Here is a 25798-nt window from a genome sequence, read left to right as displayed (position 1 = left end):
CGTGGGCGCGGCGTACCAAGCCGCTTTCGCAAAGTACCAGGGCCTAAAGGTGCAGATTGCCGCGGCCACGACTGCAGAAGCAGTGCAAGCCATCGCCTGGTAACCCGACACAACAGAACCGACAGGCCCGCTCCGTGCGGGCTTTTTTGTGCCCGGGAGGGCCTATGTCTGAAGAAAAAAATGAGCTGCAGCAGGATCGCACCCTGACCGATGCCGATGTGGACGCGATCATCGACCGGACCTTTGACCGCTTCCGCATCAATGTGGGCGGCGGGGTGCTGGCCTTGGCATGGAAAGGGGTGATCGTGTTCATCGTCGTGGTGGCGTACTACGGCTGGAAGAAAGGGGGCGGCTGATGAACCTGACAGCATCCATCCTGCAGGCCGGCACCGGCTGCACGGCGGCTGCCGCTGTGAAGTGGCTGCCCTGCATCCAGGCCGCTTGCGACAAGTACCAGATCGCCACCCGCCTGCGAGTAGCGGCGTTCATCGCCCAGATCGGCCACGAGTCCGGTCACCTAGTCTATGTGCGCGAGATCTGGGGGCCGACGGCGCAGCAGCGTGGCTACGATGGCCGGGCGGACCTTGGCAATACCAAGCCGCAGGCCATTTCTATAGCTAAAGCTCACGGCTCAACCCCGGGCCGTTGGTGGGCTGGTCATGGCCTGATACAGGTAACTGGCTTCGACAATCACCGGCTGATGGGCGTTGCCCTTGGCCTGGACCTACTCAACCATCCCGAGCAGCTGGAAGTACCGGCGAACGCCGCCATGTCCGCCGGGGAGTACTGGTTCAGCCGCGGACTCAATGCCCTGGCCGATGCCAGCGACTTCCTGACCATCACGCGCCGAATCAACGGCGGTACCAACGGGCTGGCTGACCGGCAGGCGCTCTACGCTGCCGCCCTCAAGGCCATTCCGGCCTGACCACACAATTTAATGTGCAACCCACACCCCGCCATGTGCGGGGTTTTGCATTTCTGGAGCCTGAAAATGGATGTCACCCAGACCCACGAAGAAGTGGAAACCCTGACGGTGGATGTCGAACTGCCCGGCCATGCGCCGCGCACGGAGACGCCCATCTATGCCCGCACCCACAAGCAGCGCGTGGCAGTTGATAACCGCTGCTGGGTATGCCGACGCACGGCCGCCGAGTCCGGCCACCCGCTGGAAACCCACCATCACCCCATCGAGCGCAGCCTGGCCGAGATGATCGACTTCGAGCTGGTGCAGGCCGACTGCATGGCCGGTGAGTATGGCGACGCCGCGCGCCAGTTCGACTGGGAAGATTTCTGGGATGGCTCGACCACCCAGACCTACGCCGTCACCTGGGAAGACAACACCGTCGAGCAGGTCACCATCCGCGTTCCGGCTGACCCCTACAAGTTCGTCGACAACATGCTGGTGAATGGTCGCGTGCTCTGCAAGGAGCATCACACCGGCAAGGATGCCGGCATGCATGCCATGCCCTTCCCGCTGGTGCTGGGCGAGAAGTACGGCCGCAAAGGCTGCCGCTTCACCTCCTCCCAGATTCTGCACCACGGCGATGAGGTGAAAACCGCATGAGCAAGCTACTCGCCCTGCTGCTGTCGCCCTTCGCCACGGCTGGCCGCGTGCTGAAGGACTGCACCACCGACGAATACGGCAAGAGCTTCGACACGGTGAACACCGCCGCCACGGTGGCATTCATCGTCGGCATCGCCCTGGTGGTGACCAGCTTCATCACCGGCAAACCCTTTGACCTGGCCACCTACTCCCTAGGCGTGAGCGCCCTGCTGGCGGCCACCTGCGGTGCACAGCGCTACAAGCCGCCGGCCATCCCCGATTCTCCTGCAGCACCCTCTGACACATCGAAAGGACCGACCTCATGAAGAAAGCTCTCTCTGCCCTGCTGTTCGTCGTTGCCGCGTTCGTCATGACCGGCTGCGCCAGCGTATCCGACAAAGCCAGTACCCTGACCGATGCCAACGTGCAAATGACCCAGGCCGTGGCCAATGTCACCGAGGCCGCAGCCGCCGCCGGGCTGGTGCCGGCCGACAAGGCTGCCGTGGCCGTGGTTGCCACCAAGGTTGCCGCCGGCGTGGCGAGTGCCATTCAGTCGGACGTCAATGCCGTGGCCGCGCAGGTAAAGCAAGCCAAGGCCGCCGCCGCCCAGGTCAAAGCCGCTGCCAGTGCACCGGCTGCTGCCGCATCTGCTCCAGCGCTGGAGGTCGCGCCCGACCCGGCGCCGGCGGCTGCCAGCCAGCCGGCTGCAATGCCGGTTGCCTCAGCCCCTGCCACTGCGCCAGCCAGTGACGGCAATGCGGCCATCCTTGCAGGCATCACCGCCGTGGCGGTGGCCGGTGCCGGCCTGTTCTCTGCCTGGAAGAAGAAATACCCAACGGACGGTGGTCAGTCGTGAATGGCGTTTTCCTGACGGATCTGCACGTTTCGTGCGTCGATGATCTAGCGGCCGGCGGCCGTGGATTTTGGCGCATCGAGAAGCCGTTTCAGTACTGGTCCGACGTGCTGGGCCGGCGCATTACCGTTGAGCCAGGGTTCCTGACTGACTATGCATCGGTGCCGCGTGTGCCGCTGGCATACCTGCTGTTCGGTGATACATCGCATCGAGGAGCCGTCATTCACGACTGGCTGTTCCATCACCACGAAGTATGCGACGAGCAGACTGCCAACAAGGTGCTGCTGGAAGCGTGCAAGGCAGAGGGTATCCCGGCGTGGCGCCGGCTGGGCATCTACCTCGGCGTGTATCTGGGCGGCGCGTCGAGCTGGGAAGAGGACGGCCGAGGGAATGGCCACCAGCTGGTAGATGGAAAAATTGTGTAAGGGGTTTTATGGCCACTGCGAAATGTAGTGAACAAGAATTTATTCAGGTGTGGAATGAGTTGGGCTCGACCGCTGCAGTGGCGCGCCGGCTCGGTATTGGTGAGCGTGCGGTCAATCTGCGGCGTCGTGGCATTGAGCGGCGAAACAATATCGTGCTGGCCTCTAGCACGAATTCCCTTTCGGCTCCTATGGCGCAAGATTCCAGCCCCGTAGGAGTTGATCCAGAAGTAAAAGCCCTACGTGCCCAGTTGGCCGCCGTACAGCGCGATACGCTTGATGCGGAGTATGTCCGCCGCAGAATCATGAAGCTGGCAGATTGCGACGTTGAACCCCCAGCGTGGCTGGTCCGTAACAAGGCTGGAGCTGGCGACCTTGGTGTTCCGACGCTATTCGCAAGTGACTGGCACTGGGCAGAGGTCGTCGATCCGCGTCAGATCGGTGGCGTTAACAAATACGACCTGAGTATTGCCCATTCCAGGGCGCGAAAGCTGATCGAGCGGACTGTGCATTTGCTGCGGAACTGCTTCGTGGGTGCTCGCTACCCTGGAATCGTCTTTGCCCTGGGCGGCGACATGGTGTCGGGCGATATACACGAAGAGCTGCAGGCTACGAATGAGATGGAAATCATGCCGACGGTTGTCGACCTGATTGAAGTTCTCGCGTGGTGCATCCGTTCTTTGGCTGACGAATTCGGCCGTGTCTTTGTGCCGTGCGTGACTGGCAACCATGGGCGCAACACGAAAAAGATTCGAGCCAAGGGCCGCAACCATACCAGCTTTGACTGGCTGGCCTACGTGATGCTGGAGCGGCTTTTTAAGGATGATGAGCGCATTACTTTCCTGATTCCTGATGGGCCGGACGCATACTGGAAGGTATACGGCACCCGCTACATGCTGACTCATGGCGATCAGTTTCGCGGTGGGGATGGCATGATTGGTGCACTAGGGCCGATCATCCGCGGCGACCACAAGAAGCGTAGCCGGTCTAGCCAGATCGACCAGGGCTATGACGTTCTTTTGTTGGGGCACTGGCATCAATTGATCCAGCTACAGCGGCTGATCGTCAATGGTAGCTTGAAGGGATACGACGAATACGCCAACCAAAACAACTTCGGGTATGAGAGAGCGCGGCAGGCGCTCTGGATCACGCATCCGGATCATGGCATCACGTTCAGCATGCCGGTGAATGTGGATGATGATGATGTTGTGGGAATTGGCGAGGAGTCGGCCGGCTGGGTGAGTTTGCCCGCAGCGGCATGAGATGAAGGGGGAGAGCTTCGGCTCTCCCCCTCTTTTTTTGTTTGTAGGATATGTAATTCGGTATGATTTTTGGTGTAGGTTTTATTTTTATCAAATAAAAAACATTAAAAATCAATGATTATTCGCCCATGCATCATCGGCGTGTGCTGGGGCGTGCTCATGGGCGTGGTGCTCTTGTCGGTATGGGGTGCAGATGACAACGCCCCGCTTGGGCGGGGCGCTGACATGAAAGGGCGATTTTACCGTAGCGGGGGCCGGGTGTCAGGCGGCAGTCGTCCGGCTTGGGCGCGATGGCGGGGTGTTGCTGCTTTGGTCTGTGCTGATTGGCAAGTCCTTTGGTCAAGCAAGCTGTGCATTGACTGGCACTAATTGATAAAAGTATGATCTTTATCAAAGTTTCAGAAATTCCTGAAAATTGAGGAAGTCATGAATGCCACCCCTTTAGTTCAGTCCTTTGTCTCGCATTTCGGCGAGATGGGCAGCCGCTGGGGCATCAATCGCACCGTCGGTCAGATTTATGCCCTGTTGTTTGTTTCCGAGAAGCCGCTCAATGCCGACGAGATCGCCGAGCGCCTGAGTTTTTCCCGCTCGAATGTCAGCATGGGCCTGAAAGAACTGGAGTCGTGGCGGCTGGTGAAGCTGCAGCATTACCCCGGCGACCGGCGCGAATACTTTTCCACCCCGGACGATGTGTGGGCCATCTTCAAGACCCTGGCCGAGGAGCGCAAGAAGCGCGAAGTGGAACCCACGCTCACCATGTTACGCGGGGCGATGATGGAGACGGCCGGCAGCGAGGCCGACCGCCATGCCCAGGCGCGCATGAAAGAGATGTACCAGTTGATCGAGCTGGTCACCACCTGGTTTTCCGACATCCAGCATATGGATGTGGAAACCCTGCAGCGGCTGATGAAGCTGGGCTCGCAGGTGCAAAAAGTACTGCAGTTCACCCAGTCGCTGAGCAAGCTGACCGGGCGTGATACGGAAAGGGAGTAAGCCATCATGGACGTGGATGCCTTAACGCTGGCGCGGGCCCAGTTTGGTGCCAATATCAGTTTTCACATTCTGTTTCCCAGCATCAATATTGCCTTGGCCTGGGTATTGTTGTTCTTCAAGCTGCGCTATCTGCGCACCGGCAAGCAGGCGTGGATGGATGCCTATGGCTTCTGGGTGAAGATCTTCGCGCTGTCCTTCGCGCTGGGTGTGGTCAGCGGTGTCACCATGAGCTTTCAGTTCGGCACCAACTGGCCGGGCTATATGCAGACAGTGGGCAATATTGCCGGCCCGCTGCTGGCTTATGAAATCCTGACGGCGTTTTTCCTGGAGGCGGGCTTTCTCGGCATCATGCTGTTTGGCCGGCCACGGGTGTCCGAGCGGGTGCATACCTTTGCCACGCTGCTGGTGGCCTTTGGCAACAGCTTGTCGGCCTTCTGGATCATCGCGCTCAATTCCTGGATGCAAACCCCGGCCGGCTTTGTGATGAAGGATGGCCGCGCCCATGTGAGTGACTGGCTGCAGGTGATCTTCAATCCGTCCATGCCTTACCGGCTGAGCCACATGCTGCTGGCTTCCGGTCTGACCGTGGCCTTCCTGCTGGCCGGGTTGTCGGCTTACCGTCAACTGAAGGGCGACCGCAGCGCGGGCAATGGCGTGGCGCTGAAAACCGGGGTGCGGCTGGCGGCACTGCTGATTCCCTTGCAGATTCTGGTGGGCGATGCGCATGGCCTGAATACCATGGAGCACCAGCCGGCCAAGCTGGCGGCCATCGAGGGCATCTGGCATACCGAAAAGGGCGCACCACTCTTGCTGTTTGCCCTGCCCAATGCCGAGACCCAAAGCAATGATTACGCCGTGGGTATTCCGCATCTGGCCAGCCTGATCATCAAGCATGATCCGGACGGTGAAATCCGTGGTCTGAACGAATTTGCCCAGCACCCGCCGGTGGCCAAGGTGTTCTGGAGTTTCCGCGTGATGGTGGGCATGGGGGTGTTGATGTTGCTGACCGCCTGGTTTGGCGCCTGGCAGCTGCGTCGGGACAGACCTGCCGCCCGGCTGGATCGGCGCCTGCTGTGCTGGCTGGTGGCCATGACGTTTGCCGGTTGGGTGGCCACGCTGGCTGGCTGGTATGTTACCGAGATCGGCCGTCAGCCCTGGCTGGTGACCGGGGTACTGACCACGGCGCAGGCGGCCGGGGCAGCCACCAGCAGCATGGTGGCCGGTTCGCTGGCAACCTATCTGGCACTGTATGCCGGCTTGCTGCTGGCTTATGTCTCGGTGCTGTTTCATCTGGCCAAAAAAGCGGCAGGACAGGCTGATGCCGCCGTGGCGCTGAAGGAGGTGCAGGCATGAATGCCGCTTACTGGTTGCCGGTGATCTTCGCCGGATTGATGGGCCTGGCCATGCTGGTGTATGTGGTGCTGGATGGTTTTGACCTGGGGGTGGGCTTGTTGCTGCCGCTGGCGGACGATGCCGGCAAGGACCGCATGGTGGCCAGCATCGGGCCGTTCTGGGATGCCAATGAAACCTGGCTGGTGCTGGGGGCGGGGCTGTTGCTGGTGGCCTTCCCCCTGGCACATGGCGTGGTGTTTGGCGCACTGTACATTCCGGTGTTGCTGATGCTGGTGGGGCTGATCCTGCGCGGGGTGGCCTTCGATTTCCGCGTCAAGGCGCGTGACCCGCACCGGCCATGGTGGAATGCCATCTTTGCTGTTGGCTCCTTGCTGGCCTCGCTGGCACAGGGGGTGATGCTGGGGCGTTATCTGACCGGTTTTGCCGAAGGGTGGCTGCCCTGGCTGTTTGCCTTGCTGGTGGGGGCCGGGCTGAGCGCGGCCTATGCCTTGCTCGGCGCCTGCTGGCTGATCATGAAAACCGATGGCCCCTTGCAGGCCAGGGCTATCGGCTGGGCGCGCCATAGTGTGGCCGGTGCTGCGCTGGCGGTATTGCTGGTGTCGGGCGTGACACCGCTGGTGAATCCGGCGATTGCCGGCAAATGGTTTGCCCTGCCGCAGTTATTCCTGCTGCTGCCCCTGCCGCTGCTGACCGTGGCGCTGTTTGCCTTGCTGCACCTGTTGTTGCCACGACTGGCGCGACGTCAGGCACTGGGCAATGACCGTTATTGCTGGCTGCCGTTTGCCGTCACGGTAGGCATTGTGTTGCTGTCGTTCTGGGGGCTGGCTTACAGTGTGTTTCCGCAGGTGGTGATCGGGCGCATGGATATCTGGCAGGCCGCCAGTGATCCGGAGGCGCTGTGGATCATCCTGTGGGGCGCCTTGCTGGTGTTGCCCTGCATCATCGCTTATACCGCGTTTGCCTACCGCGTGTTCTGGGGCAAGGCCGACAGCCTGAGCTACCAGTAAACGCCGGCATGGTCTGTCCGGACCCGGCTTGCCATGGTGCAGGTCGGGTTTTGTCATGCATGCGTCACATCGGCGACGGATAATGCGCGCCTTTTGCCGCTTTAATGCAAGATGGCACAGGCTGGCCAGGCAGGATCTGCCGCCCGGACCCATGTGGTGGCAGCGCGCCCTGCCTGATGCATTGCGCACAGGGGGCCGGCGGCCATTCAACCGTATTGATGGAGAGAATCGATGTCCCAGCAGCAGCTGCGAAGCCCCTGGCCTTATCCCGCCGTGGTGGCACACCGGGGTGGTGGGGCCATGGCCCCGGAAAATACCCTGGCCGGTTTTCGTGCCGGCATTGCTTATGGCTACCGCGCTGCCGAATGCGATGTCAAGCTGTCGGCGGACAATGTCTGCTTCCTGTTGCATGACGATACCGTCGACCGCACCTGCAATGGCCAGGGTCTGGCTGCCACGCTGGAGATGGCCAGCCTGGCGCAGCTGGATGCCGGAGCATGGAAGGGCGCGGCTTTTGCCGGTGAGCCTCTGCCCACTTTCGCCAATGTGGCTGCCTATTGCCGTGCACAGGGCATGCTGCTGAATGTGGAAATCAAACCCTGTCCGGGACGTGAGGACGAAACCGGCCGGCTGGTGGCGCAGGAGGCGGCACGCCTGTGGGCTGGTGCGGCGGTGCCGCCGCTATTGTCATCATTCAGTGCCGAAGCCCTGCGCGCGGCACAGCATGCGGAACAGGCGCTGCCACGCGCCTGGCTGGTGGAAGAGGTGCCGGCCAACTGGCAGGCCATGCTGCAGGAAATGGACTGCATTGCCCTGCATTGCGATCACCGCAGCCTGACGCGCGCGCAGGCCGCCGCCATCAAGGCCGCCGGTTACCAGCTATTGTGCTACACGGTGAATGATCCGGAGCGGGCGCGGGAAATCATGGCCTGGGGTGTGGACAGTGTCTGTACCGACCGGCTGGATCTGTTGGCCCCCGCCTGCTAAGCCGGGCTTTGCGGCCGATCAGAAATTCATCATCTGCTGCGCTTCTTCGCGGCTGAAATACTTGCGGAATATCTTCAGCATGCTGCCATCGCGGCGCATGCTGTTGATGATTTCGCGCCAGCGTTCCTGCTGTTCCGGCGCAATGGTCTTGCGCGACATGATCAGCCCGTGCGGGGTGGGCTGGTCGTTGGTTTCCATGATGTGCACCAGCTTGCTGACCTGGTATTTGTCCAGGTCAGAATAATCAAACGGCTCGATGATGATGGCCTGGGTGCGCCCCTGGCGCAGGTTCTGGTACAGGGTGTCGTAGTCGTAGCTGCCGATCAGCCGCCCCTGGTGATCCAGCGCGTCTACCAGCTGGTTGATGGTGTCGCTGTAGCGAAAGCTGAGAATTCCCCCCAGCTTGAGATCACTGCGGGTTTGAAAATCTGCCAGATTCTGTACGGCGGCATCCTTGCGCACGATCAGGCTGTATTTGTCGGCGAAATACCAGGCAAAAGCAGCAAAACGCTCGCGTTCCTCGTTGGTGATGCCGGACAGGCTGAAGTCCAGATTGCCGGTTTCCAGCAATTTCCAGATGCGCGAGCGTGGCAGCAGGCTGATTTCCACATGGCAGCCGCTGCGGCGGATCAGCTCGTCCGCCACGTCCTTGTCGATGCCGCTGCGGCTGCTGGCGTTATATAACAAGCCATGTTCGTGCAGGGCCAGGGTATAGCTGCGGCTGCAATCCGGGCCGGCAGCCTGCACCAGTGGCGGCAGGCAGAGCAGCAGGCCAAGGGCCAGGCGCAGGAAATGAGGGGACATGCAAGGCTCCGCGAACTGTTTCAACTGTCAGGATAGCAGATGACGAATGCAGCCACGTTACGCCGGCCGAGCCGGGAGTGTCCAGGTGTCTGCTGACAGGTCAAGGTGGATTGCCGGGTATTATTTGCTTCATTATAATTAGCAAGCTAATTATTTGATGGATCAGGACATGAGTCAGTCGCATCAGGAAGTGGCCGAGTTGCTGGGCGCGGTTCCCAAAGCCTGGCGGGCGCTGCTGGACCAGCGGCTGCGGCCGTATGGCTTTTCCCAGGCCACCTGGCAGGTCTTGCTCAAGCTGGGCCGTGCGGGCGAGCCCTTGCTGCAAAACGAACTTGCCGGCCGTGTCGGCATCGAACCGGCCTCGCTGGTGAGGCTGCTGGATGTGTTGCAGGCCGATGGCTGGATTGTCCGCCAACCGGATGAACAGGACCGGCGTGCCAAGCGGATTTGCCTGACGGCCAAGGCGCAGCAGCTGTCCGGCGAGCTGCTGCAGGTGGCGGATGCACTCAAGGCCGAGCTGCTGGGCGGGCTGGATGCGCAGGAATTGCAAATCTGCATCAAGGTGCTGGCACAAATCCGTGCCGCTGCCGAACAGGCACAGGAGCCAGGCGCGTGAGCAAGCGGCTGCTGGTGACCGTGGCGGTGATGGCGGCCACGGTGATGCAGGTGCTGGACACCACCATTGTCAACGTCGCCCTGCCGCAGATGCAGGGCGAGCTGGGTGCCACATCGGACCAGATCAGCTGGGTGCTGACCAGCTATCTGGTAGCCAGCGCCATCTGCATGCCGTTGACCGGCTTTCTGACCGACCGGCTGGGCCGGCGGCGCTATCTGCTATTGTCGATCAGCGGTTTTGTGCTGGCCTCCATGCTGTGCGGCGTGGCGCTGAACCTGGGGCAGCTGGTGGCGTTTCGCCTGCTGCAAGGGGTGTTTGGCGCAGCGCTGGTGCCCTTGTCGCAGGCCATCATGGTGGACAACTACCCGCGCGAACAGCGTGGCAAGGCCATGGCCATCTGGGGCATGGGGGTGATGGTGGGGCCGATTGCCGGGCCCACGCTGGGCGGCTGGCTGACCGATATGTTCGACTGGCGCTGGACCTTCTTCATCAATCTGCCGGTGGGGCTGCTGTCGCTGTTGCTGGCACGCCAGGTGCCGGACACGCCACGGCGCGAGCGTGATATCGACTGGCTAGGCCTGTTGCTGATTTCACTGACCATTGGCGGTATCCAGTATGTACTGGACCGTGGCAATGGCGATGACTGGTTCGCCAGCAAGGGCATTGTCACGGCGGCCGTGCTGGCCATGGTCGGCGCGGTGGGTTTCATCTGGCGCGGGCTGTCCAGCGCGGCCCACCCCTTGTTTGACCTGCACATGTTCAAGGACCGCAACTTTGTGGCCGCCAGCATCGTCATCGCCGCGCTGGGCCTGTCGATGTACGGGGCGATGGTGATCCAGCCCATCATGCTGGAAGGGCTGTTTCACTACCCCACGCTGGATACCGGCCTGATCATGGCGCCGCGCGGCCTGGCCAGCCTGGTGAGCATGATGATCGTCGGCAAGCTGATTGGCCGGGTGGACTCGCGCTACCTGATCGGCAGCGGGCTGGTGATTGGCGCCTGTGGCACCTGGGTGTGCACCCACTACAACCTGGACACCAGTCCCTTCTGGTTTGCCTGGCCGGTGCTGTTGCAGGGCTTTGGCCTGGGCATGATTTACGTGCCGCTATCGGCCATGGCCATGTCCACCCTGCCGGCACGGCTGTCGGCCGAGGCCGCCGGGCTGTTCAGCCTGTTGCGCACCATGGGGTCCTCGGTGGGCATTGCCATTGTCAGCACCGCTTATTCGCGCGGCGAGCAGTCGGCCTGGAATGCCATGGTGGGACAGTTCAATCTCTACAATCCCTGGCTGAGCGATTATCTGGCGCGCATGGGCAAGACGGTGGTGGATGGCGCAACCGCCACTCAGCTGGCGGCCGAGTTGCAGCGTCAGGCGCTGATGGTGTCGATTGTCGATGTCTACTGGCTGATTACCTACAGCTTTCTGGCCATGCTGCCCTTGTTGTTGCTGCTGCGGCCACGCAAGGCCGCTGCGGATGCGCCCGCGGTGGAAGTGGTGATGCACGAATAGCCGGCGGCGAGTGGGCAATAAAAAACGGCGACCTGAGGGTCGCCGTTTTGCTGCCTGCATTCAGGCGATTACTTGTTCAGGTGCGGCGCAATGGTGGCCAGCAGCTGGGCCAGTACCTTGGGGTTGGCGGCCACGATGTCGCCGGATTCCAGCCATTCCTGTTCGCCGCTCAGGTCGGTGACGATGCCACCGGCTTCCTGCACGATCAGGCTGCCGGCAGCGATGTCCCACGGCTTCAGGTTCAGTTCCCAGAAACCGTCCACACGGCCGCAAGCCACATTGCACAGGTCGAGCGAGGCAGCGCCTTCGCGACGTACGCCGGCGGTCTTGCCCAGTACATCCTTGAGCATGCCCAGGTACTGGTCGATATAGCTTTGGTCGGATACCGGGAAACCGGTGGCGATCACGCATTCATTCATCATGAAGCGCTTGGAAACACGGATGCGGCGGTCGTTGAGGAAGGCGCCAACACCGCGCGAGGCGGTAAACAGATCGTTACGGCTGGGGTCGTACACCACGGCCTGCTGTACCTGGCCCTTGTGTGCCAGGGCGATGGAAATGGCGTATTGCTGATGGCCGTGCAGGAAGTTGGTGGTGCCGTCGATGGGGTCGATGATCCACTCGTATTCGGAGGAGCCCACGCCTTTGGCGCCGGACTCTTCTGCTAGAATGGCGTGCTTGGGGTACGCCTCAAGAATCATGTCGACGATGGCCTGCTCGGCAGCGCGGTCCACATCGGTCACAAAGTCATTGTGCTTTTTCTTTTCTACGCGAATGGTATCGAGGTTAAGCGACGCGCGCTGGACAACACTGCCAGCACGGCGAGCGGCTTTAACCGCGATATTGAGCATCGGATGCATTGACGGCCTCTAGAACGGATAGCAGATGTCAGCCAACACGGCTCGACATCTGACGGTAACAATCTGGGTTAAGGAACAAAAAAAGCCGACGCGAGTGCGCGGGCTTTTTGATATGCCCGCTATTTTAATGTGAAACCGCTGATGAATAAACCCCAAGTACCTGATTTTCTGAAAAACATTCGCATCGTGTTGGCCCGGCCCAACCATCCGGGCAATATCGGCTCGGCCGCACGCGCCATGAAAACCATGGGTCTGACCCGGCTGTACCTGGTGGAACCCAAGGTGTTTCCCAGCGATGAGGCCAATGCGCTGGCCTCCGGCGCGGTGGATGTGCTGGAGAGCGCCACCGTGGTGGCGAGCCTGGCGGAAGCGCTCAGCGACGTCACCGTGGCCTGCGCGCTGACCAGCCGTCGCCGCGAGCTGACCACCCCGCTGTCCACCCCGCGCGAAACCACGCCGGAACTGGTAGCCCGCGCCCGTGATGGCGAGCAGGTGGCGCTGGTATTCGGCAATGAAACCTTCGGCCTGTCCATCGAGGAAGTGGAGCAGTGCAACCGCCTGGTCACCATCCCCGGCAATCCGGATTACTTCTCGCTCAACCTGGCGATGGCGGTACAGGTGATGACCTACGAGCTGTTCAGCCATACCGGGGTAGACGTGGAATACCTGCGCCCGGAAAGCGAAACCGCCAGCCTGGGCGAGGTGGAAGGCTTCTGCCAGCATCTGGACCAGACCATGGAAGCCATCGGCTATTACCGCCGCCGCAACAGCGAACGGCTGATGCGCCGCATGCGCGCCCTGTTCAACCGGTCCGGCATGCTGCGCGATGAAGTCGACATCCTGCGTGGCCTGATGAAACAGATCCAGCGCGTGGCAGATGGCCATGAGCACGACGGCACGGCCTGAACGCAGCTTTCATCTGCCTTACACGCAGCCGGCGCTGCGTGATCTGGCTTTCCTGCTCACCTCGCCTGCGCCCTGGGAGAGTGGCAGCAATCTGTCACCCGCGCAGTTGCTGGGGGAGCAGGGGGAGGATCTGCTGCAAGCCTTGCAGCAGGATCCAGGCCCACTTGAGCACTGGCTGGCGCAACAGCCATGCCAGCGGCTTGGCCATTATGCCGAGCGCCTGCTGGCTTTCTGGTTCCGGCTGGCGCCGCATATCGAACTGGTGGCGGCCAATGTGCCGGTGCGCGATGCCGCAGGCCGCACCATCGGCGAATTCGATTTTCTGATCCGGCTGCACGGCGTGCCGCTACATGTGGAAACCGCCAGCAAATTCTATCTGCAACTGGGGCATGGCGCGGACACGCTGGTCGGCCCCAGCCTGCGCGATGCCTGGGTGCTCAAGGCCGCCAAACTGCAGGAACAACTGCAACTGGCCAGCCACCCTGCCGCCGCCCGTGTCCTGCCGCCGGGCTTTGCCGGCTGTGCCAGCGCGGCGCGCCTGGCCGGCTGGTTCTTCTATGCCGACCGGCCGCCCATCCCGGCCGCACCGCTGAGCGCAGATCAGCTGCAAGGCTGGCTCAGCCCGCTGCAGCAGCCCTGGCCAAGCACAAGCGCAGGATCGCGCTGGGTGTGGCTGTCACGGCTGGGTTGGCTGGCTCCGGCGCGGCTGGCGGAGGAGGGGGTGCGCGAGCAGGACAGCCTGCGCCAGGAACTGCTGCAGGCTGCGGTGCCGCAGCTGGTGGCCGAATTGCTGCCGGTGGGGGATGGCTGCTGGGAGGAAGTGGCGCGCGGCTTTGTGGTGCCGCCGGGCTGGCCGCAGCAGCAGCGGCTGCAGGATTTGCTGGCCAGCATAGACCGGACACTCCACCGATGAAGCAACTGCTGATTGTGTATGCCAGCCAGACCGGCCACACCCTGCAACTGGTCGACGCCTTGTGTCTGCCCTTGTTGCCGCTGTGCGCGGAACTGCACATCCACCGTCTGCCCGCGGCTGAGGCCGGGCTGGATGACTTGCTGGCTGCAGATGCCATCGTGCTGGCTACGCCGGAGAACTTCGGTTATATGGCGGGGAAAGTGAAAGATTTTTTTGATCGCACCTATTACCCGGCGCAGGGAAAGACCGAGGGGCTGCCCTATCTGATGCTGGTGTCGGCCGGCAATGACGGACTGGGCGCGCTACAGGCCATGCGGCGCATTGCCTGTGGCTATGGCTGGAAGGAGGTACTGCCGCCCTTGCTGGCGCAGGGTGAGGTTTTGCCGCAACACCGGGAGCGCGCCATGGAGTTGGGCGAGCTGCTGGCTGCAGGCATGCTGGTGGGGCGCTGGTAGGGCTGGGCGGGCGGCTAGGTCGCCCGGACTAGGTCTTCAGACGAATGGTCGGCCACGCCAGTACTGCGCACTATGCAAAAACACCGCAGGCTGCTGGCAAGCAGGGCTGCGGTGTGCCGGATGAGTGCTAGCGTCAGACGCCGTTGGCGTGGGTGCAGCCGGCGATCAGGTCCTTGAGGGCATCGGCCTTGATCAGCTGGATGTGCTTGTGATCGACACTCAGCCAGCCTTGCTGCTGGAACTTGGACAGCGTACGGCTGACGGTTTCCAGTTTCAGGCCGAGGAAACTGCCGATTTCCTCACGGCTCATGCGCAGGATGAAATCATTGGCGGCAAAACCGCGGGTGGACAGGCGCTGCGACAGGTTCAGCAAGAAGGCGGCCAGGCGTTCTTCCGCCTTCATGTTGCCCAGCAGCAGCATGACGTTCTGGTCGCGCACGATTTCGCGGCTCATCAGCCGGAAAAAGTGGTGCTGCAGGCTGGGAATGTCGCGCCCCAGGCTTTCCATGCGGTTGAAGGGCAGTTCGCAGACTTCGCTGTCTTCCAGTGCAATGGCATCGCAGCCATGCACATTGGAAGAAATGCCATCCAGGCCCATCAGCTCGCCGGACATCAGAAAGCCGGTGACCTGTTCGCGACCGTCCTGGCTGGCGACGCTGGTTTTGAAGAAACCGGTACGCACCGCGAACAGGGACTTGAAGCCCTCGCCGCTGCGGAACAGGTATTCGCCGCGCTTGAGGCGGCGGCTCTGACGGATCACGGCGTCCAGCTGCGTCATTTCGTCGCGGTTCAGTCCGATGGGCAGACAGAGTTCGCGCAGGCTGCAGTTGGAGCAGGACACCTTCAGTGCGTGAATAGTGTGTTGGTTTTGGTCAGACATCGAGTGTTTTGTACAACCCTGTAAAGAAGCTTGACCCTTGTCAAAGCGGAATTCACACGTTTTCCGCAAATTTACCAGTCCACCTGACGTTTGACTATCAATACCCGACGACATGCACACCACCCATCCGTTTTCGCCCACCCACTGTGAGTTCGACCGAGCATTGATCGAACGTCTTGATGGCTCTGGCCCAAGATACACTTCTTACCCGACTGCCGACCGCTTTACCCCGGCCTTTGGGGAGAAAGACTATAAACACTGGCTGAAGCAACGCCACCTGGGCATGCATCAGAACGCAATATCATTGTACGTTCATATACCGTTCTGCAACACGGTATGTTACTACTGCGGCTGCAACAAGATCATTACCAAAGACAAAAGCCGCGCCGATCGCTATCTCGACTACCTGGAAAAAGAAATCAAGCTGGTGGCCGCCACACTGGGCTGCCGCGAAAAGCTGATCCAGCTGCATTTCGGTGGCGGTACCCCCACTTTCCTGTCCGATGAACAGCTGGACCGGCTGATGGGCATGCTGCGTACTCACTTCGATTTTTTGCCGGAGGGAGAATATTCCATTGAGATTGATCCGCGCAAGGTGGGGCGCGAGACCGTGCACCATCTGGCGCGTCTGGGCTTCAACCGCATGAGCGTGGGCATCCAGGATTTCGACCCGCAGGTGCAACAGGCGGTAAACCGCGTGCAGAGCGAGGCCGAGACGCTGGAAGTGATCGATGCCGCCCGCGAGGCGGGTTTCAAGTCGGTCAGTGTGGACCTGATCTACGGCCTGCCGTTGCAGACGCGGGAATCGCTGAAAGCCACGCTGGACAAGGTGATTGCCATTGGCCCGGACCGGCTGGCGCTGTACAACTATGCCCACCTGCCCACGGTGTTCATGCCGCAGCGGCGCATCAACGAGGCAGACCTGCCGGCGGCCAGCACCAAGCTGGACATCCTGCAGGATGCGGTAAAAAGCCTGGCGGATGCCGGCTATGTATTCATCGGCATGGACCACTTTGCCAAGCCGGAAGATGACCTGGCCATCGCCCTGCGCCAGGCCCGCCTGCAGCGCAATTTCCAGGGTTATTCCACCCATGCCGACTGCGACATGATCGGCCTTGGCGTCTCGTCCATCGGCAAGGTCGGCCCCTGTTACAGCCAGAATGAAAAAGACCTGGACAGCTATTACGCTGCGCTGGACGAGGGACGTCTGCCGGTGATGCGTGGCATGGTGCTGGATCAGGATGACATCCTGCGCCGTGGCATCATCCAGGCGCTGATGTGTCGCTTCTCCTTGTCGGTGGAGGCCGTCGAGCAGGTACACGGCATCAATTTCGCCGAATACTTTGCTGCAGAACTGCCGGCCATCCGCGAATATCACAAGCTGGGTCTGCTGACTTTTGACGGCGATTTCCTGATGGTTGAACCCAAAGGGCGCTTCCTGATTCGCAATATCGCCATGCTGTTTGACCGCCACCTGCGCGAGCGGGAAACCAAGGCACGCTATTCCAGGACCATCTGACCCCACGCTGATTGCTGTTTTTCCAAGGGGAAACCCTGAAAAAAAGCCTGAAAAAAAGCCCGCTGACCGCGGGCTTTTTGTTTGAAAAGTGATGGTTTTTTACAACAAATCACGCTGTCCGGCTCAGTCTGCCGCCGGGCTTTCCGGCGAGACGGGCTGATTTTGCTGGCGGTGCAGCCGAATAATCGCCTCTCCGGTGGGGCTGGCGACGATATCGCGCAGGGAATAACCATCCAGCACCGTGAAAAAGGCTTGCAGGCCGACGTCCAGCGCCGACTTGAGACGGCAATCCTGGCGCAAGGCGCAAGGGGGCGTGGCGCAGTCGATCAGCGCGGCATTGCCCTCCAGGGTGCGGATGATGCCGCCCAGCCGGTAATGCTCGGGCGGCTGCGCCAGCGCCAGCCCGCCACCCTTGCCACGGCTGTTGTTCAGCCAGCCTTGCTGTCCCATGAAATGCACCACCTTGACCAGATGGTTGCGCGATACGGCAAAGCGCTCGGCGATTTCGCTGATGGTGACGGCCTGTTCGCGATCGCGGTGGGTCAGATACATCAGCACGCGCAATGCCAGATCGGTGAAACGGTTCAGTTGCATGGGCAAAAAGGGTAAAGGCGGTGCCGCGCAGGATACTCCGCACGGCCCACCCTCACAATGCGCTGGGACAAAGCTGCTGCAAGAGGCAATCAGTCGCTGGCCATGGCATTGGAGCCGAATACTTCCATGTGGATGCGCGCGGCCTCGACCCCGGCCCCCCGCAACTGGCGCTGCTGCTGCTGCATGAAGCCTACCGGGCCGCACAGGTAGTAGTCGGCATCCGCCAGCAGGGCATGCTCGCGGATGGCCGCGGCATCGATGCGGCCGGCGCGCTGGTAGTCCTGGCCCAGCCGGTCCGTGTCTTGCGGGCATTCATAAAACACCGTGCTGTTCAGCTGCGGGTGTTGCGCCGCCAGCTGGCCGACTTCCTGTTTCATGGCATGGACCCGGCCATGGCGGGCAGCGTGCAGGTAGCGGATGGGCCGCTGGCTGCCGCTGGCCAGCAAATGCTTGAGCATGGACAGCAGCGGGGTCTGGCCGACGCCGGCACTGATCAGCACCACCGGGGTGTCCCGCTCCTGGTGCAGCACGAAATCACCAAATGGCGGCGATACCTGCAGGATGTCGTGCTCTTGCAATGCCGTGTGTAATTGACCTGACACCTTGCCGGCCGGTGCCTCATCCCGCTCGTCCTCGCGCTTCACCGAAATGCGCAGCCAGTCCTGGCCCGGTGCATCGGACAGGCTGTACTGGCGCGGTTGACTCAGGCCCCATTCCGGAATGAAGCGCTGTACCGACACATACTGGCCGGGCTGGAAGGCGGGCAGGGCGCCACCATCGGCCGCTTGCAGATAGAAGGAGGTGATTTCGCTGCTCTCCGGTTGTTTTTTCACCACCTTGAACGGCCGCCAGCCGCTCCAGCCACCAGGCTGGGTGGCGGCACGCTGGTACAGGCTGTTTTCCAGATTGATCAGCAGGTCGGCCAGTTGCTGATAGGCGGCGGCCCAGGCTTCCAGCAGGCTGTCCGGCGCGGCCTCTTCGCCCAGCACCTCGCGGATGGAGGCCAGCAGATGCTTGCCGACAATCGGGTAATGCTCGGCGCGTATGCCCAGGCTGGTGTGCTTGTGGGCTACCCGCTCCAGTACCGGCAACAGCACTTCCGGTGCATCGATGTGCTCGGCATAGGCGGCCACCGCCATGGCCAGGGCCTGCTGTTGCTGGCCGGCATGCTGGTGGCCCTGATTGAAGATGTTTTTCAGCTCCGGGTTGTGCTGGAACATGCGTTGGTAAAAATGGCTGGTCAGCAGCACGCCATGCTGCTTCAGGATGGGGGCAGTGGCTTTCACTTGCTGGCGGGTGGCGCTGTCTAACATGAGGGTTCCTTATGATGTAGAAAAAATGCATCTTTTCTGGCGAACTGCATGGTGCCGGACAGATTGTGTGGTGCTTGAAGATGTAAAAATAATACATCTTTAAGGGTGTGTTGTCATCAGCGCGCTGAAAAGTATGAGGTGGTGAATAATTTTGCTGAAAACCACGGCGGGATGCGGTGTGGCGAGATTTTACGCCTATAAATGAAAGACTTGCCCACCATACAAAAGATATAGGGCAAGGCCAATATTCCAGAGGAGTTGTCCATGTTCCGTCTTGTCGCGCGCTGGATGCAGCGCTTGAGTTACCCCACGCGCTTTGCGGTGATAGGGGCTGTTTTTGCCATCGCACTGTTTTATCTCACCTATGGTCTGTATCGCAGCAACCAGGACAATGTCGATTTCTCCAGCAAGGAAGTGGTCGGCGTGCAGTATCTGCAGCCGGCGATGAGCTTGTTGCTGGCCTTGGAGCAGGAACAGGCGCAGCGGGCCGCCGCCGACAAGGGCGCTGTGTCGTCCGCGCTGGAGGCGCAATGGAGCACGCTGCAGCAGACGCATCAGGCGCTCAATGGCCAGCTGGGGCTGGACAAGGGCTGGACTGCGCTGGACGGCGCGTGGCAAAAGCTGAAAGGCACACCGGCTCTGGCGAACTACCAGGCCGTGGCAGACAGCTTGCTGGATCTGATCGGCCTGGCCAGCGATCAGTCCAACCTGACGCTGGACCCGGACATCGATACTTTTTATCTGATGGATGCCGTGACCGTGCAGTGGCCCAACTGGCTGAATCGCAGCACCCAGGCCAATGCCCTGCTGCTGCAGGCCAAGGGGCAGCCACTGGTGGGCACCGCGCGTGATCAGGCGGTTGGCCTGGCACCACTGATCAGTGACAGCCTGCAAAACCTGCAACATGACCTGGCCAAGGCGGTGGCCTATAACGCCACGGTCAAGGCCAGCCTTGCCGGCAGCGACGAGAAGCTGGCGGCGCAGTCTGCCGTGAATGCCGCTGCACTGGACAAGGCGATTGCCGGACAGGCCGTGGCAGGCAGTGGCTTGCCGGCCGCCACGCTGGATGTGGCCACGCATTTCCAGCAGGCCACCCTGCAGCAATTGGGCAGCCTGCTGGAGGCGCGCATCGCCCGCATCCAGTGGCAGCGCGATGTTTATCTGGCTTGCGCCGCCTTTGCCTTCCTGCTGTCTACCTATCTGTTCATTGCCCTGTATCTGTCGATTACCGCCCAGCTGGGAGGGGAGCCGTTTTATGTGCAGAGCGTGGTGGAACAGATTGCCACTGGCCGGCTGGATACGCGTATCGATCTGCAAGACAAGGACGAAGCCAGCCTGCTGGCGGCCATCCGCCAGATGCGCAACCAGTTGCGCGAAACCGTGCAGCAACTGGTGGAAACATCACGCCAACTGGATGGCGCGGCCCACGATGTGGCGGATGGCGCCAGCCAGGTGGCCAGGAGCAGTGACCGCCAATCCGAGGCAGCCTCCAGCATGGCAGCGGCGGTGGAGGAGCTGAGCACCAGCCTGGCGGTGAGCGCCGAGCGTTCGGTCGAAGCGCATGAGCTGTCGTGTAGCGCGGTGGAGCAGTCTGGCACCGGTGCCGCGGTCATCCAGGGGGCGGGGCGCAGCATGGACAGCATCGTGCGCGAAATCTCCACCGTGTCGGACACCATCCAGGTGCTGAGCAAGCAGTCCGAATCCATCGTCGGCATTGTCGATGTGATTCGCGATGTGGCCGACCAGACCAATCTGCTGGCACTCAATGCCGCCATCGAGGCCGCGCGTGCCGGTGAGCAGGGCCGTGGTTTTGCCGTGGTGGCCGATGAGGTACGCAAGCTGGCCGAGCGCACTGCGCAGTCCACCACGGAAATCGGCGGCATCGTGCAGCAGATCCAGGGCACGGCGCGTCATGCTGCCGGCAATATGACCGTGGGCATGCAAACCGTGCAAAGCGGCCAGCAACATGCCAGCGATGCCGGCGCGGCCATCATCACCATCCAGCAGCAGATCGACCAGCTGCAGCTGGTGGTGGCGGATATCCAGAACTCCCTGAGCGAGCAGAGCCATACCAGCCAGGTACTGGCAAAAAATGTGGAACAGGTGGCGCAGATGTCGGAAGAGAACAGCCGGGCGATGAAGGTGACTGCGGAGACGGTGGATCAGTTGAAAAACCTGTCGGAAGACCTCAGCGTGCTGGCCGGGCGTTTTACCGTGTGATCAGAAGCCGGGGTAACAAGGCAAAGGCCGCTGGGAAGCGGCCTTTGTCATGGTGGGGTGGCAGGAAAAACTGCCCGGTGTGTCGTCCTCGCTGCGGGACTCGACAGCCAGGGTTGCCGGGGAGGGGGCGAGCCAGTCCAGCTCATCCAGCTCGGCCAGCATGGCCTGACGGGCGTTCTGGCGTTGGCCGGAGCGGCTGCTGCGGTGGGCGCCGCCCTTTTTCAGCAAGGGCGAGCAGGCGTAGGGATTACGCGGTTTCAGGGTATGCATTTTCTTCTCCAGACATGCAGCTGCCATGCAGCCGCTGACTGGCATTGTAGAAAGCGCGGCGGCGCAGTCAAGCGCCGCATGACCTTGTCTGCTTATCAATGGGCGGCAGGCACGCTGGCCGTCGGCCAGGGAAAATCTGCCGTGCCCATCAGCCGTACCGGCTGCGTGCCAGCGGTAAAGTAAGCAGCCTGTGAGCGTGGCAATGCGGTGCGGCCACGAATGGCATCGGCCAGCTTTTCCGCCATCATGATGACTGGCGCATTGAGGTTGCCGGTGGTGACGCGCGGCATGATGGAGGCATCCACCACGCGCAAGCCCTCCACGCCGTGCACCAGTCCGTCCTTGTCCACCACCGCCATGTCGTCGTAGCCCATCTTGCAGGTACAGGACGGATGCAGCGCGGTTTCGGCATGTTCGCGCACGAAGGCGTCGATTTCGGCATCGCTCTGAATCTTCATCCCCGGCTTGATTTCCTCGCCACGGAATTCGTCAAACGCCTGCTGGGCGATGATTTCCCGCGTCAGCCGCACCCCTGCGCGGAACTCCTGCCAGTCCACTGCATGCGCCATGTAATTGAACTGCAGCAAGGGTTTGACGCGCGGGTCGCGGCTGGCCAGCCGCACAAAACCGGTGCTGGGCGAGCGCATGGAGCCGACATGGCACTGGAAGCCGTGCGCCTTCACCGGATTGCTGCCGTCGTAATTCATGGCCAGCGGAATGAAGTGGTATTGCAGGTTGGGCCAGGCAAACTCGCTGCTGCTGCGGATGAAACCACCGGCTTCAAAGTGGTTGGTGGCGCCCAGGCCGGTGCCGTTGAGATACCACTCCACGCCGATGGGCGGCTTGTTCCACCACTGCAGCGCCGGGTAAATCGACACCGGTTTGGTGCAATGGTATTGCAGATACATTTCCAGATGGTCTTGCAGGTTCTCGCCCACACCGGGCAGGTGTACCACGCTGCTGATGCCGTGTTGTTTGAGCTGGTCGGCATGGCCCACGCCGGAGCGTTGCAACAGCTGCGGGCTGGCAATGGCCCCGTTGCAGACAATCACCTCGCGCCGCGCCTCGGCCTGTTGCAGGCTGCCGCCTTGCAGATAGCTCACCCCCACGGCGCGGTTGCCGGCAAAGCGGATCTGGTCGGCCAGCGCGCGGGTTTTCACCGTCAGGTTGGCGCGGCTGCGCGCCTGGTCCAGATAGGCCAGCGAGGTACTGCAACGGCGGCCAGATGGCGTGGTGGTGCGGTCCATCGGCCCGAAGCCTTCCTGGCGGTAGCCGTTGAGGTCGTCGGTGCGCGGGTAACCGGCCTGCTCGCCGGCGGCGATAAAGGCATGGTATAGCGGGTTGTTGTCTGGCCGTGGCGTGGTGACATGCAGCGGGCCGTCGCCGCCGTGGAAGTCATTGGCGCCCTTGTCGTAGCTTTCCGCCTTGCGGAAATAGGGCAGACAGTCCAGATAGCTCCAGTTTTCCAGCCCGGTGTTTTCCGCCCAGCCGTCAAAATCCAGCGCATTGCCGCGGATGTACACCATGCCGTTGATCAAGGACGAACCACCCAGCCCCATGCCGCGGCCCTGGGTCATGATGCGGTTGCCCATGTGGGGTTCCGGTAGCGTGGTATAGGCCCAGTTATAGGTGGTGCCTTGCAGCGGATAGGCCAGCGCGGCGGGCATCTGGGTGCGCCAGTCCAGCCGCCAGTCCGGGCCGCCGGCTTCCAGCAGCAGCACGCTGACATCGGCATCTTCGGTGAGGCGGGCAGCCAGCACACAACCGGCGGAACCGGCCCCGACGATGATGTAATCGAACTGTTGCGACATGGGTACTCCTTGCGACGGATGGTTCAGGCCAGACAAGGGCAGGCCGTGCGGTCTGCCCTTGTGGTGTGGAGAACAGGGTGAGCCATGGGGGCGGCAGACAAAATAAGGCAGAGCCCCTGGTGCAAGGCGCGCCGACGCAGACAGTACAAGCAGTACGGCAAGGCGGCGCAACGCTGCAACAGGCGTTCTGCTGGCAGCACTCAGGCGTAAGGACTGGCCACCCCGGTCAGCTCCACATACACGCTCTTGCGCTGGGTGTAGCAGTCGATGGCAGTGAGGCTGTTTTCATAGCCCAGGCCGGATTCCTTATAGCCACCAAACGGCATTTCAATCGGCGTGATGTTGTAGTTGTTGATCCAGCACACCCCGGCTTGCAGCTTGGCCACCACGCGGTGGGCGCGCGCCAGGTCGCGGGTGAACACCCCCGCCGCCAGCCCCAGCCGGCTGGCATTGGCGCGCTGGATCACTTCGGCCTCGTCGTCGAATACCAGCACCGACATCACCGGGCCAAAGATTTCCTCGCTGACAATGCGCATTTCGTCGCGGCACTGGTCGAAAATAGTCGGGGCAATAAACCAGCCGGCTTCGCAACCGGGCACGATCACCCGCTGGCCACCGGCCGCCAGTACCGCGCCTTCGCTCTGGCCGATATCGATGTACTTGAGCACGCTTTGCGCATGGCTGGGCGATACCTGCGCGCCCACCTGGGTGTCCGGGTGCATCGGGTCGCCGATCTTCAACAGCGCGGTGCGCTCCTTCAGCCGCTGCATGAAGGCGGCGTGAATGCTGCGCGCCACAAACACGCGGGTGCCGTTGGTGCAGATTTCGCCCTGGGTATAGAAGTTGGCCAGCATGGCGGCGGACACCGCCTGTTCGAGGTCGGCATCGTCAAAGATGATCAGCGGCGACTTGCCGCCCAGCTCCATGGTGACGCGCTTGAGCGTGCTGGCGGCGTCTTTCATGATGGCCTTGCCGGTATCCACCGAACCGGTAATCGACACCTTGGCCACGCGCTCGTCGGCAATCAACTGCCGTGCCACGGACGAGCTGCCCTGGATCACGTTGAACACGCCATCCGGCACCCCGGCTTCGCTGTAGATTTCCGCCAGCAGGGCGGCGCTCATCGGCGTCATGCCGGAGGGCTTGTAAATCATGGCATTGCCGCAGGCCAGCGCCGGGGCGGATTTCCAGCAGGCAATCTGGATGGGGTAGTTCCACGCGCCTATGCCCAGGCACACGCCCAAGGGCTCGCGCCGGGTGTAGGCAAACGCACCCTTGAGCGGGAAATGCTCGCCGTGAATACCAGCGGCCATGCCGGCAAAGTATTCGATGCAATCGGCGCCGGACAGCACATCCACCGCCTCGGCTTCCTGAATCGGCTTGCCGTTGTCGCGCACTTCCAGCTCGGCCAGCTCGCGATTGCGCGCCCGCAGAATGCCCACCGCCTTGTTCATGATGCGGCCACGCTCGGCCCCGGTCATTTCGCTCCACACGGCAAAACCGGCTTCGGCGCTCTGAATGGCCTGCTCGGCCTCGGCGGCACCGGCCTGCTGCACCTGGCACAGCAGTGCGCCAGTGGCGGGATTGAAGTTGTCGGCCAGCGGCAGGGCCGGATTATCGATATAACGACCGCCGATATAGCTTTTCAGGATGCCATCTTGCACGTTGTCTTCCTTAGTGTTCTGGGTAGGCGATTGCCGATGATGGCACTGATTTAGCCATCAGGCAGGGAAGCTTGCGTGTCAAAAGCCGACACGGGGGCGGATTGTGGCGACATGCAGCCGCCTGTGCACAGGTGGCATCGATGATGGATGGATAGGGCGAGCGCGGTCAATGCGCGGGCATGTTAACGCGGGCTGGGGAAAAACAATGCCTAACCGCACCATTTCCATCACTGCCTTGCTTCAGGGTAAACAGCTTAAGGCAAAGGAATGGAGGCAATGGGGAGTGCCAATAGCAGGGGATTACCAGGAGAGCGTGTGAAACCGAACTTTTGGTAGAAATTGGCGGCATGTTCGTTTACTGCATCGACAAATACCGAATGCACGCCAATCGTGGGAGCGATGTCATCGCGAATGCGCGTGAGTGCATCGACTAGTAAAGCAGCACCCATCCCGATGCCTTGGACGCGACGGTCTATCGCCAATCTGCCCAGACGGACTGCCGGAATGATTCTTGGCAGTTTATGGTTGTCAGCTAACGATTCGGACATGATGTGTGCCGATGCGAGCGCGTAATATCCCAGTATTTTGTCGGGCACTGCACTATCGACTGCAACAAAGGTACGTGCAAAACCTTTGGCCTGATGTTGGTTTGCCATCTGTGCCAGCCAGTTATTCAACGTGACTACACCACAGTCGAATGACTTGCGATCATGGTTCGAACTCAAGGCTTGTATCAGAACCCTCATGCTCTCCCTTTCTCGCTTGGTACTGCTGAAATGCAGCCTGCAGTGCTGCGCTGCTTGGTGGATGGTCAAGCAGTTGGCACAGCCAAGCTGCATTTTCTCCAGACAAATGAATGACACGTTCGCGTTCTATCAACTGCTCGGCTGCTGCCAAAGCCGCTTGCACCACAAACTGGTTCAAGGTTGCACCAGCTAGTTCTGCGGCCTCTTGCAGTATTTTTTCCACATGCTGTGGTACACGGGCAGTAATGCGGCCCCGAGGGGAGACCGTTGCATCCTGTAGTTTGCTGTTTGCCATG

The 25798-nt window shown here is 61.4% G+C and carries 28 protein-coding genes; 18 read left to right on the top strand and 10 right to left on the bottom strand.

Going from position 1 to position 25798, the window contains the following annotated elements; all coding sequences use genetic code 11:
* The first annotated feature begins 164 nt into the window (after positions 1–164).
* From DFR38_RS17110 to ugpQ, 11 genes are all read left to right on the top strand, one after another.
* Positions 165–356: a hypothetical protein gene (locus DFR38_RS17110; protein WP_059286275.1), complete on the top strand. Its 192-nt coding sequence runs from the start codon at positions 165–167 to the stop codon at positions 354–356.
* The gene (locus DFR38_RS17105; protein WP_059286624.1) at positions 356–925 is read left to right on the top strand and encodes a glycoside hydrolase family 19 protein; all 570 of its coding nucleotides are present in this window, start codon (positions 356–358) and stop codon (positions 923–925) included. Before DFR38_RS17110 ends, DFR38_RS17105 begins: the two co-directional genes overlap by 1 nt.
* 66 nt (positions 926–991) lie before the next feature.
* Entirely contained in the window at positions 992–1564 is a 573-nt protein-coding gene (locus DFR38_RS17100) for a hypothetical protein (RefSeq protein WP_059286623.1), read from the top strand.
* On the top strand, positions 1561–1869 hold the full coding sequence (locus DFR38_RS17095) for a hypothetical protein (RefSeq protein WP_059286622.1): 309 nt from the start codon (positions 1561–1563) through the stop codon (positions 1867–1869). Before DFR38_RS17100 ends, DFR38_RS17095 begins: the two co-directional genes overlap by 4 nt.
* A complete protein-coding gene (locus tag DFR38_RS17090) occupies positions 1866–2399 on the top strand; it encodes a hypothetical protein (protein ID WP_059286621.1) in 534 nt (177 codons plus the stop codon). Before DFR38_RS17095 ends, DFR38_RS17090 begins: the two co-directional genes overlap by 4 nt.
* Positions 2396–2821 carry a DUF1353 domain-containing protein gene (locus tag DFR38_RS17085; RefSeq protein WP_059286620.1) on the top strand — a complete coding sequence of 142 codons (426 nt, stop codon included), beginning with the start codon at positions 2396–2398 and terminating at the stop codon, positions 2819–2821. The genes DFR38_RS17090 and DFR38_RS17085 overlap by 4 nt, the downstream gene beginning before the upstream one ends.
* 8 nt (positions 2822–2829) lie before the next feature.
* Positions 2830–4080 carry a hypothetical protein gene (locus tag DFR38_RS17080; RefSeq protein ID WP_059286619.1) on the top strand — a complete coding sequence of 417 codons (1251 nt, stop codon included), beginning with the start codon at positions 2830–2832 and terminating at the stop codon, positions 4078–4080.
* 426 nt (positions 4081–4506) lie between these two features.
* Positions 4507–5073, top strand: coding sequence for a GbsR/MarR family transcriptional regulator (locus DFR38_RS17075; RefSeq protein ID WP_059286618.1), 567 nt, complete (start codon positions 4507–4509; stop codon positions 5071–5073).
* Between the two features lie 6 nt (positions 5074–5079).
* Positions 5080–6426 (top strand): cytochrome ubiquinol oxidase subunit I, encoded by a 1347-nt coding sequence (locus tag DFR38_RS17070; RefSeq protein WP_059286617.1) that lies wholly within the window; start codon positions 5080–5082, stop codon positions 6424–6426.
* Positions 6423–7433: a cytochrome d ubiquinol oxidase subunit II gene (locus DFR38_RS17065; RefSeq protein WP_059286616.1), complete on the top strand. Its 1011-nt coding sequence runs from the start codon at positions 6423–6425 to the stop codon at positions 7431–7433. Before DFR38_RS17070 ends, DFR38_RS17065 begins: the two co-directional genes overlap by 4 nt.
* A 231-nt stretch (positions 7434–7664) precedes the next feature.
* Complete coding sequence (gene ugpQ, locus DFR38_RS17060) at positions 7665–8420, top strand: glycerophosphodiester phosphodiesterase (protein WP_059286615.1); 756 nt, start codon at positions 7665–7667, stop codon at positions 8418–8420.
* A gap of 18 nt (positions 8421–8438) precedes the next feature.
* Here ugpQ and DFR38_RS17055 read toward each other — a convergent pair whose 3' ends face one another.
* On the bottom strand, positions 8439–9224 hold the full coding sequence (locus DFR38_RS17055) for a substrate-binding periplasmic protein (protein ID WP_059286614.1): 786 nt from the start codon (positions 9222–9224) through the stop codon (positions 8439–8441).
* A 169-nt stretch (positions 9225–9393) separates the two neighbouring features.
* Between DFR38_RS17055 and DFR38_RS17050 the strand changes: the two genes are divergently transcribed.
* Both DFR38_RS17050 and DFR38_RS17045 read left to right on the top strand, forming a co-directional pair.
* Complete coding sequence (locus tag DFR38_RS17050; protein WP_110313670.1) at positions 9394–9840, top strand: MarR family winged helix-turn-helix transcriptional regulator; 447 nt, start codon at positions 9394–9396, stop codon at positions 9838–9840.
* The gene (locus DFR38_RS17045; RefSeq protein WP_204377507.1) at positions 9837–11351 is read left to right on the top strand and encodes a DHA2 family efflux MFS transporter permease subunit; all 1515 of its coding nucleotides are present in this window, start codon (positions 9837–9839) and stop codon (positions 11349–11351) included. Before DFR38_RS17050 ends, DFR38_RS17045 begins: the two co-directional genes overlap by 4 nt.
* 68 nt (positions 11352–11419) lie before the next feature.
* Here DFR38_RS17045 and DFR38_RS17040 read toward each other — a convergent pair whose 3' ends face one another.
* Positions 11420–12211, bottom strand: coding sequence for an inositol monophosphatase family protein (locus DFR38_RS17040; protein ID WP_059286612.1), 792 nt, complete (start codon positions 12209–12211; stop codon positions 11420–11422).
* Positions 12212–12352: 141 nt separating this feature from the next.
* On the opposite strand from DFR38_RS17040, the gene DFR38_RS17035 reads away from it, so the two are divergent.
* Genes DFR38_RS17035 through DFR38_RS17025 form a run of 3 tightly spaced genes read left to right on the top strand, consistent with a single transcriptional unit; the run spans position 12353 to position 14485 of the window.
* Positions 12353–13117, top strand: coding sequence for an RNA methyltransferase (locus DFR38_RS17035; RefSeq protein WP_059286625.1), 765 nt, complete (start codon positions 12353–12355; stop codon positions 13115–13117).
* Positions 13095–14030, top strand: a complete 936-nt coding sequence (locus DFR38_RS17030) for a DUF1853 family protein (protein WP_110313669.1) — start codon at positions 13095–13097, stop codon at positions 14028–14030. Before DFR38_RS17035 ends, DFR38_RS17030 begins: the two co-directional genes overlap by 23 nt.
* Positions 14027–14485 carry a flavodoxin family protein gene (locus tag DFR38_RS17025; RefSeq protein WP_059285252.1) on the top strand — a complete coding sequence of 153 codons (459 nt, stop codon included), beginning with the start codon at positions 14027–14029 and terminating at the stop codon, positions 14483–14485. Before DFR38_RS17030 ends, DFR38_RS17025 begins: the two co-directional genes overlap by 4 nt.
* 133 nt (positions 14486–14618) lie before the next feature.
* Here DFR38_RS17025 and fnr read toward each other — a convergent pair whose 3' ends face one another.
* Positions 14619–15365 carry a fumarate/nitrate reduction transcriptional regulator Fnr gene (fnr, locus tag DFR38_RS17020; RefSeq protein WP_059285224.1) on the bottom strand — a complete coding sequence of 249 codons (747 nt, stop codon included), beginning with the start codon at positions 15363–15365 and terminating at the stop codon, positions 14619–14621.
* 112 nt (positions 15366–15477) lie between these two features.
* Here fnr and hemN point away from each other — a divergent pair, with 112 nt between their 5' ends.
* Entirely contained in the window at positions 15478–16884 is a 1407-nt protein-coding gene (hemN, locus tag DFR38_RS17015; protein ID WP_110313667.1) for an oxygen-independent coproporphyrinogen III oxidase, read from the top strand.
* A 123-nt stretch (positions 16885–17007) separates the two neighbouring features.
* On the opposite strand, the gene DFR38_RS17010 is transcribed toward hemN, so the two are convergent.
* Positions 17008–17478: an RrF2 family transcriptional regulator gene (locus tag DFR38_RS17010; protein WP_059285226.1), complete on the bottom strand. Its 471-nt coding sequence runs from the start codon at positions 17476–17478 to the stop codon at positions 17008–17010.
* A gap of 89 nt (positions 17479–17567) precedes the next feature.
* Positions 17568–18791, bottom strand: coding sequence for an NO-inducible flavohemoprotein (gene hmpA, locus DFR38_RS17005; protein WP_110313666.1), 1224 nt, complete (start codon positions 18789–18791; stop codon positions 17568–17570).
* A 264-nt stretch (positions 18792–19055) separates the two neighbouring features.
* On the opposite strand from hmpA, the gene DFR38_RS17000 reads away from it, so the two are divergent.
* Entirely contained in the window at positions 19056–21011 is a 1956-nt protein-coding gene (locus tag DFR38_RS17000; RefSeq protein ID WP_110313665.1) for a methyl-accepting chemotaxis protein, read from the top strand.
* Here the strand turns inward: DFR38_RS17000 and DFR38_RS16995 are convergent, their stop codons facing one another.
* The 5 genes from DFR38_RS16995 to DFR38_RS16975 all read right to left on the bottom strand — a co-directional run bounded on the left by DFR38_RS16995 (position 21012) and on the right by DFR38_RS16975 (position 25797).
* Positions 21012–21281 (bottom strand): hypothetical protein, encoded by a 270-nt coding sequence (locus DFR38_RS16995; RefSeq protein WP_110313664.1) that lies wholly within the window; start codon positions 21279–21281, stop codon positions 21012–21014.
* A 95-nt stretch (positions 21282–21376) separates the two neighbouring features.
* The gene (gene betA / locus DFR38_RS16990) at positions 21377–23092 is read right to left on the bottom strand and encodes a choline dehydrogenase (protein WP_059285230.1); all 1716 of its coding nucleotides are present in this window, start codon (positions 23090–23092) and stop codon (positions 21377–21379) included.
* Positions 23093–23292: 200 nt separating this feature from the next.
* Positions 23293–24756, bottom strand: a complete 1464-nt coding sequence (gene betB, locus DFR38_RS16985; protein ID WP_059285231.1) for a betaine-aldehyde dehydrogenase — start codon at positions 24754–24756, stop codon at positions 23293–23295.
* Positions 24757–25010: 254 nt separating this feature from the next.
* Entirely contained in the window at positions 25011–25433 is a 423-nt protein-coding gene (locus tag DFR38_RS16980; protein ID WP_204377430.1) for a GNAT family N-acetyltransferase, read from the bottom strand.
* Between the two features lie 31 nt (positions 25434–25464).
* Positions 25465–25797: a type II toxin-antitoxin system TacA family antitoxin gene (locus tag DFR38_RS16975; protein ID WP_082693325.1), complete on the bottom strand. Its 333-nt coding sequence runs from the start codon at positions 25795–25797 to the stop codon at positions 25465–25467.
* Position 25798 lies beyond the last annotated feature (1 nt).

Source organism: Aquitalea magnusonii (assembly GCF_003202035.1).
In the GTDB taxonomy this organism is placed as follows: Bacteria; Pseudomonadota; Gammaproteobacteria; order Burkholderiales; family Chromobacteriaceae; genus Aquitalea; species Aquitalea magnusonii.
This window is presented reverse-complemented; position numbering and strand designations above follow the sequence as displayed.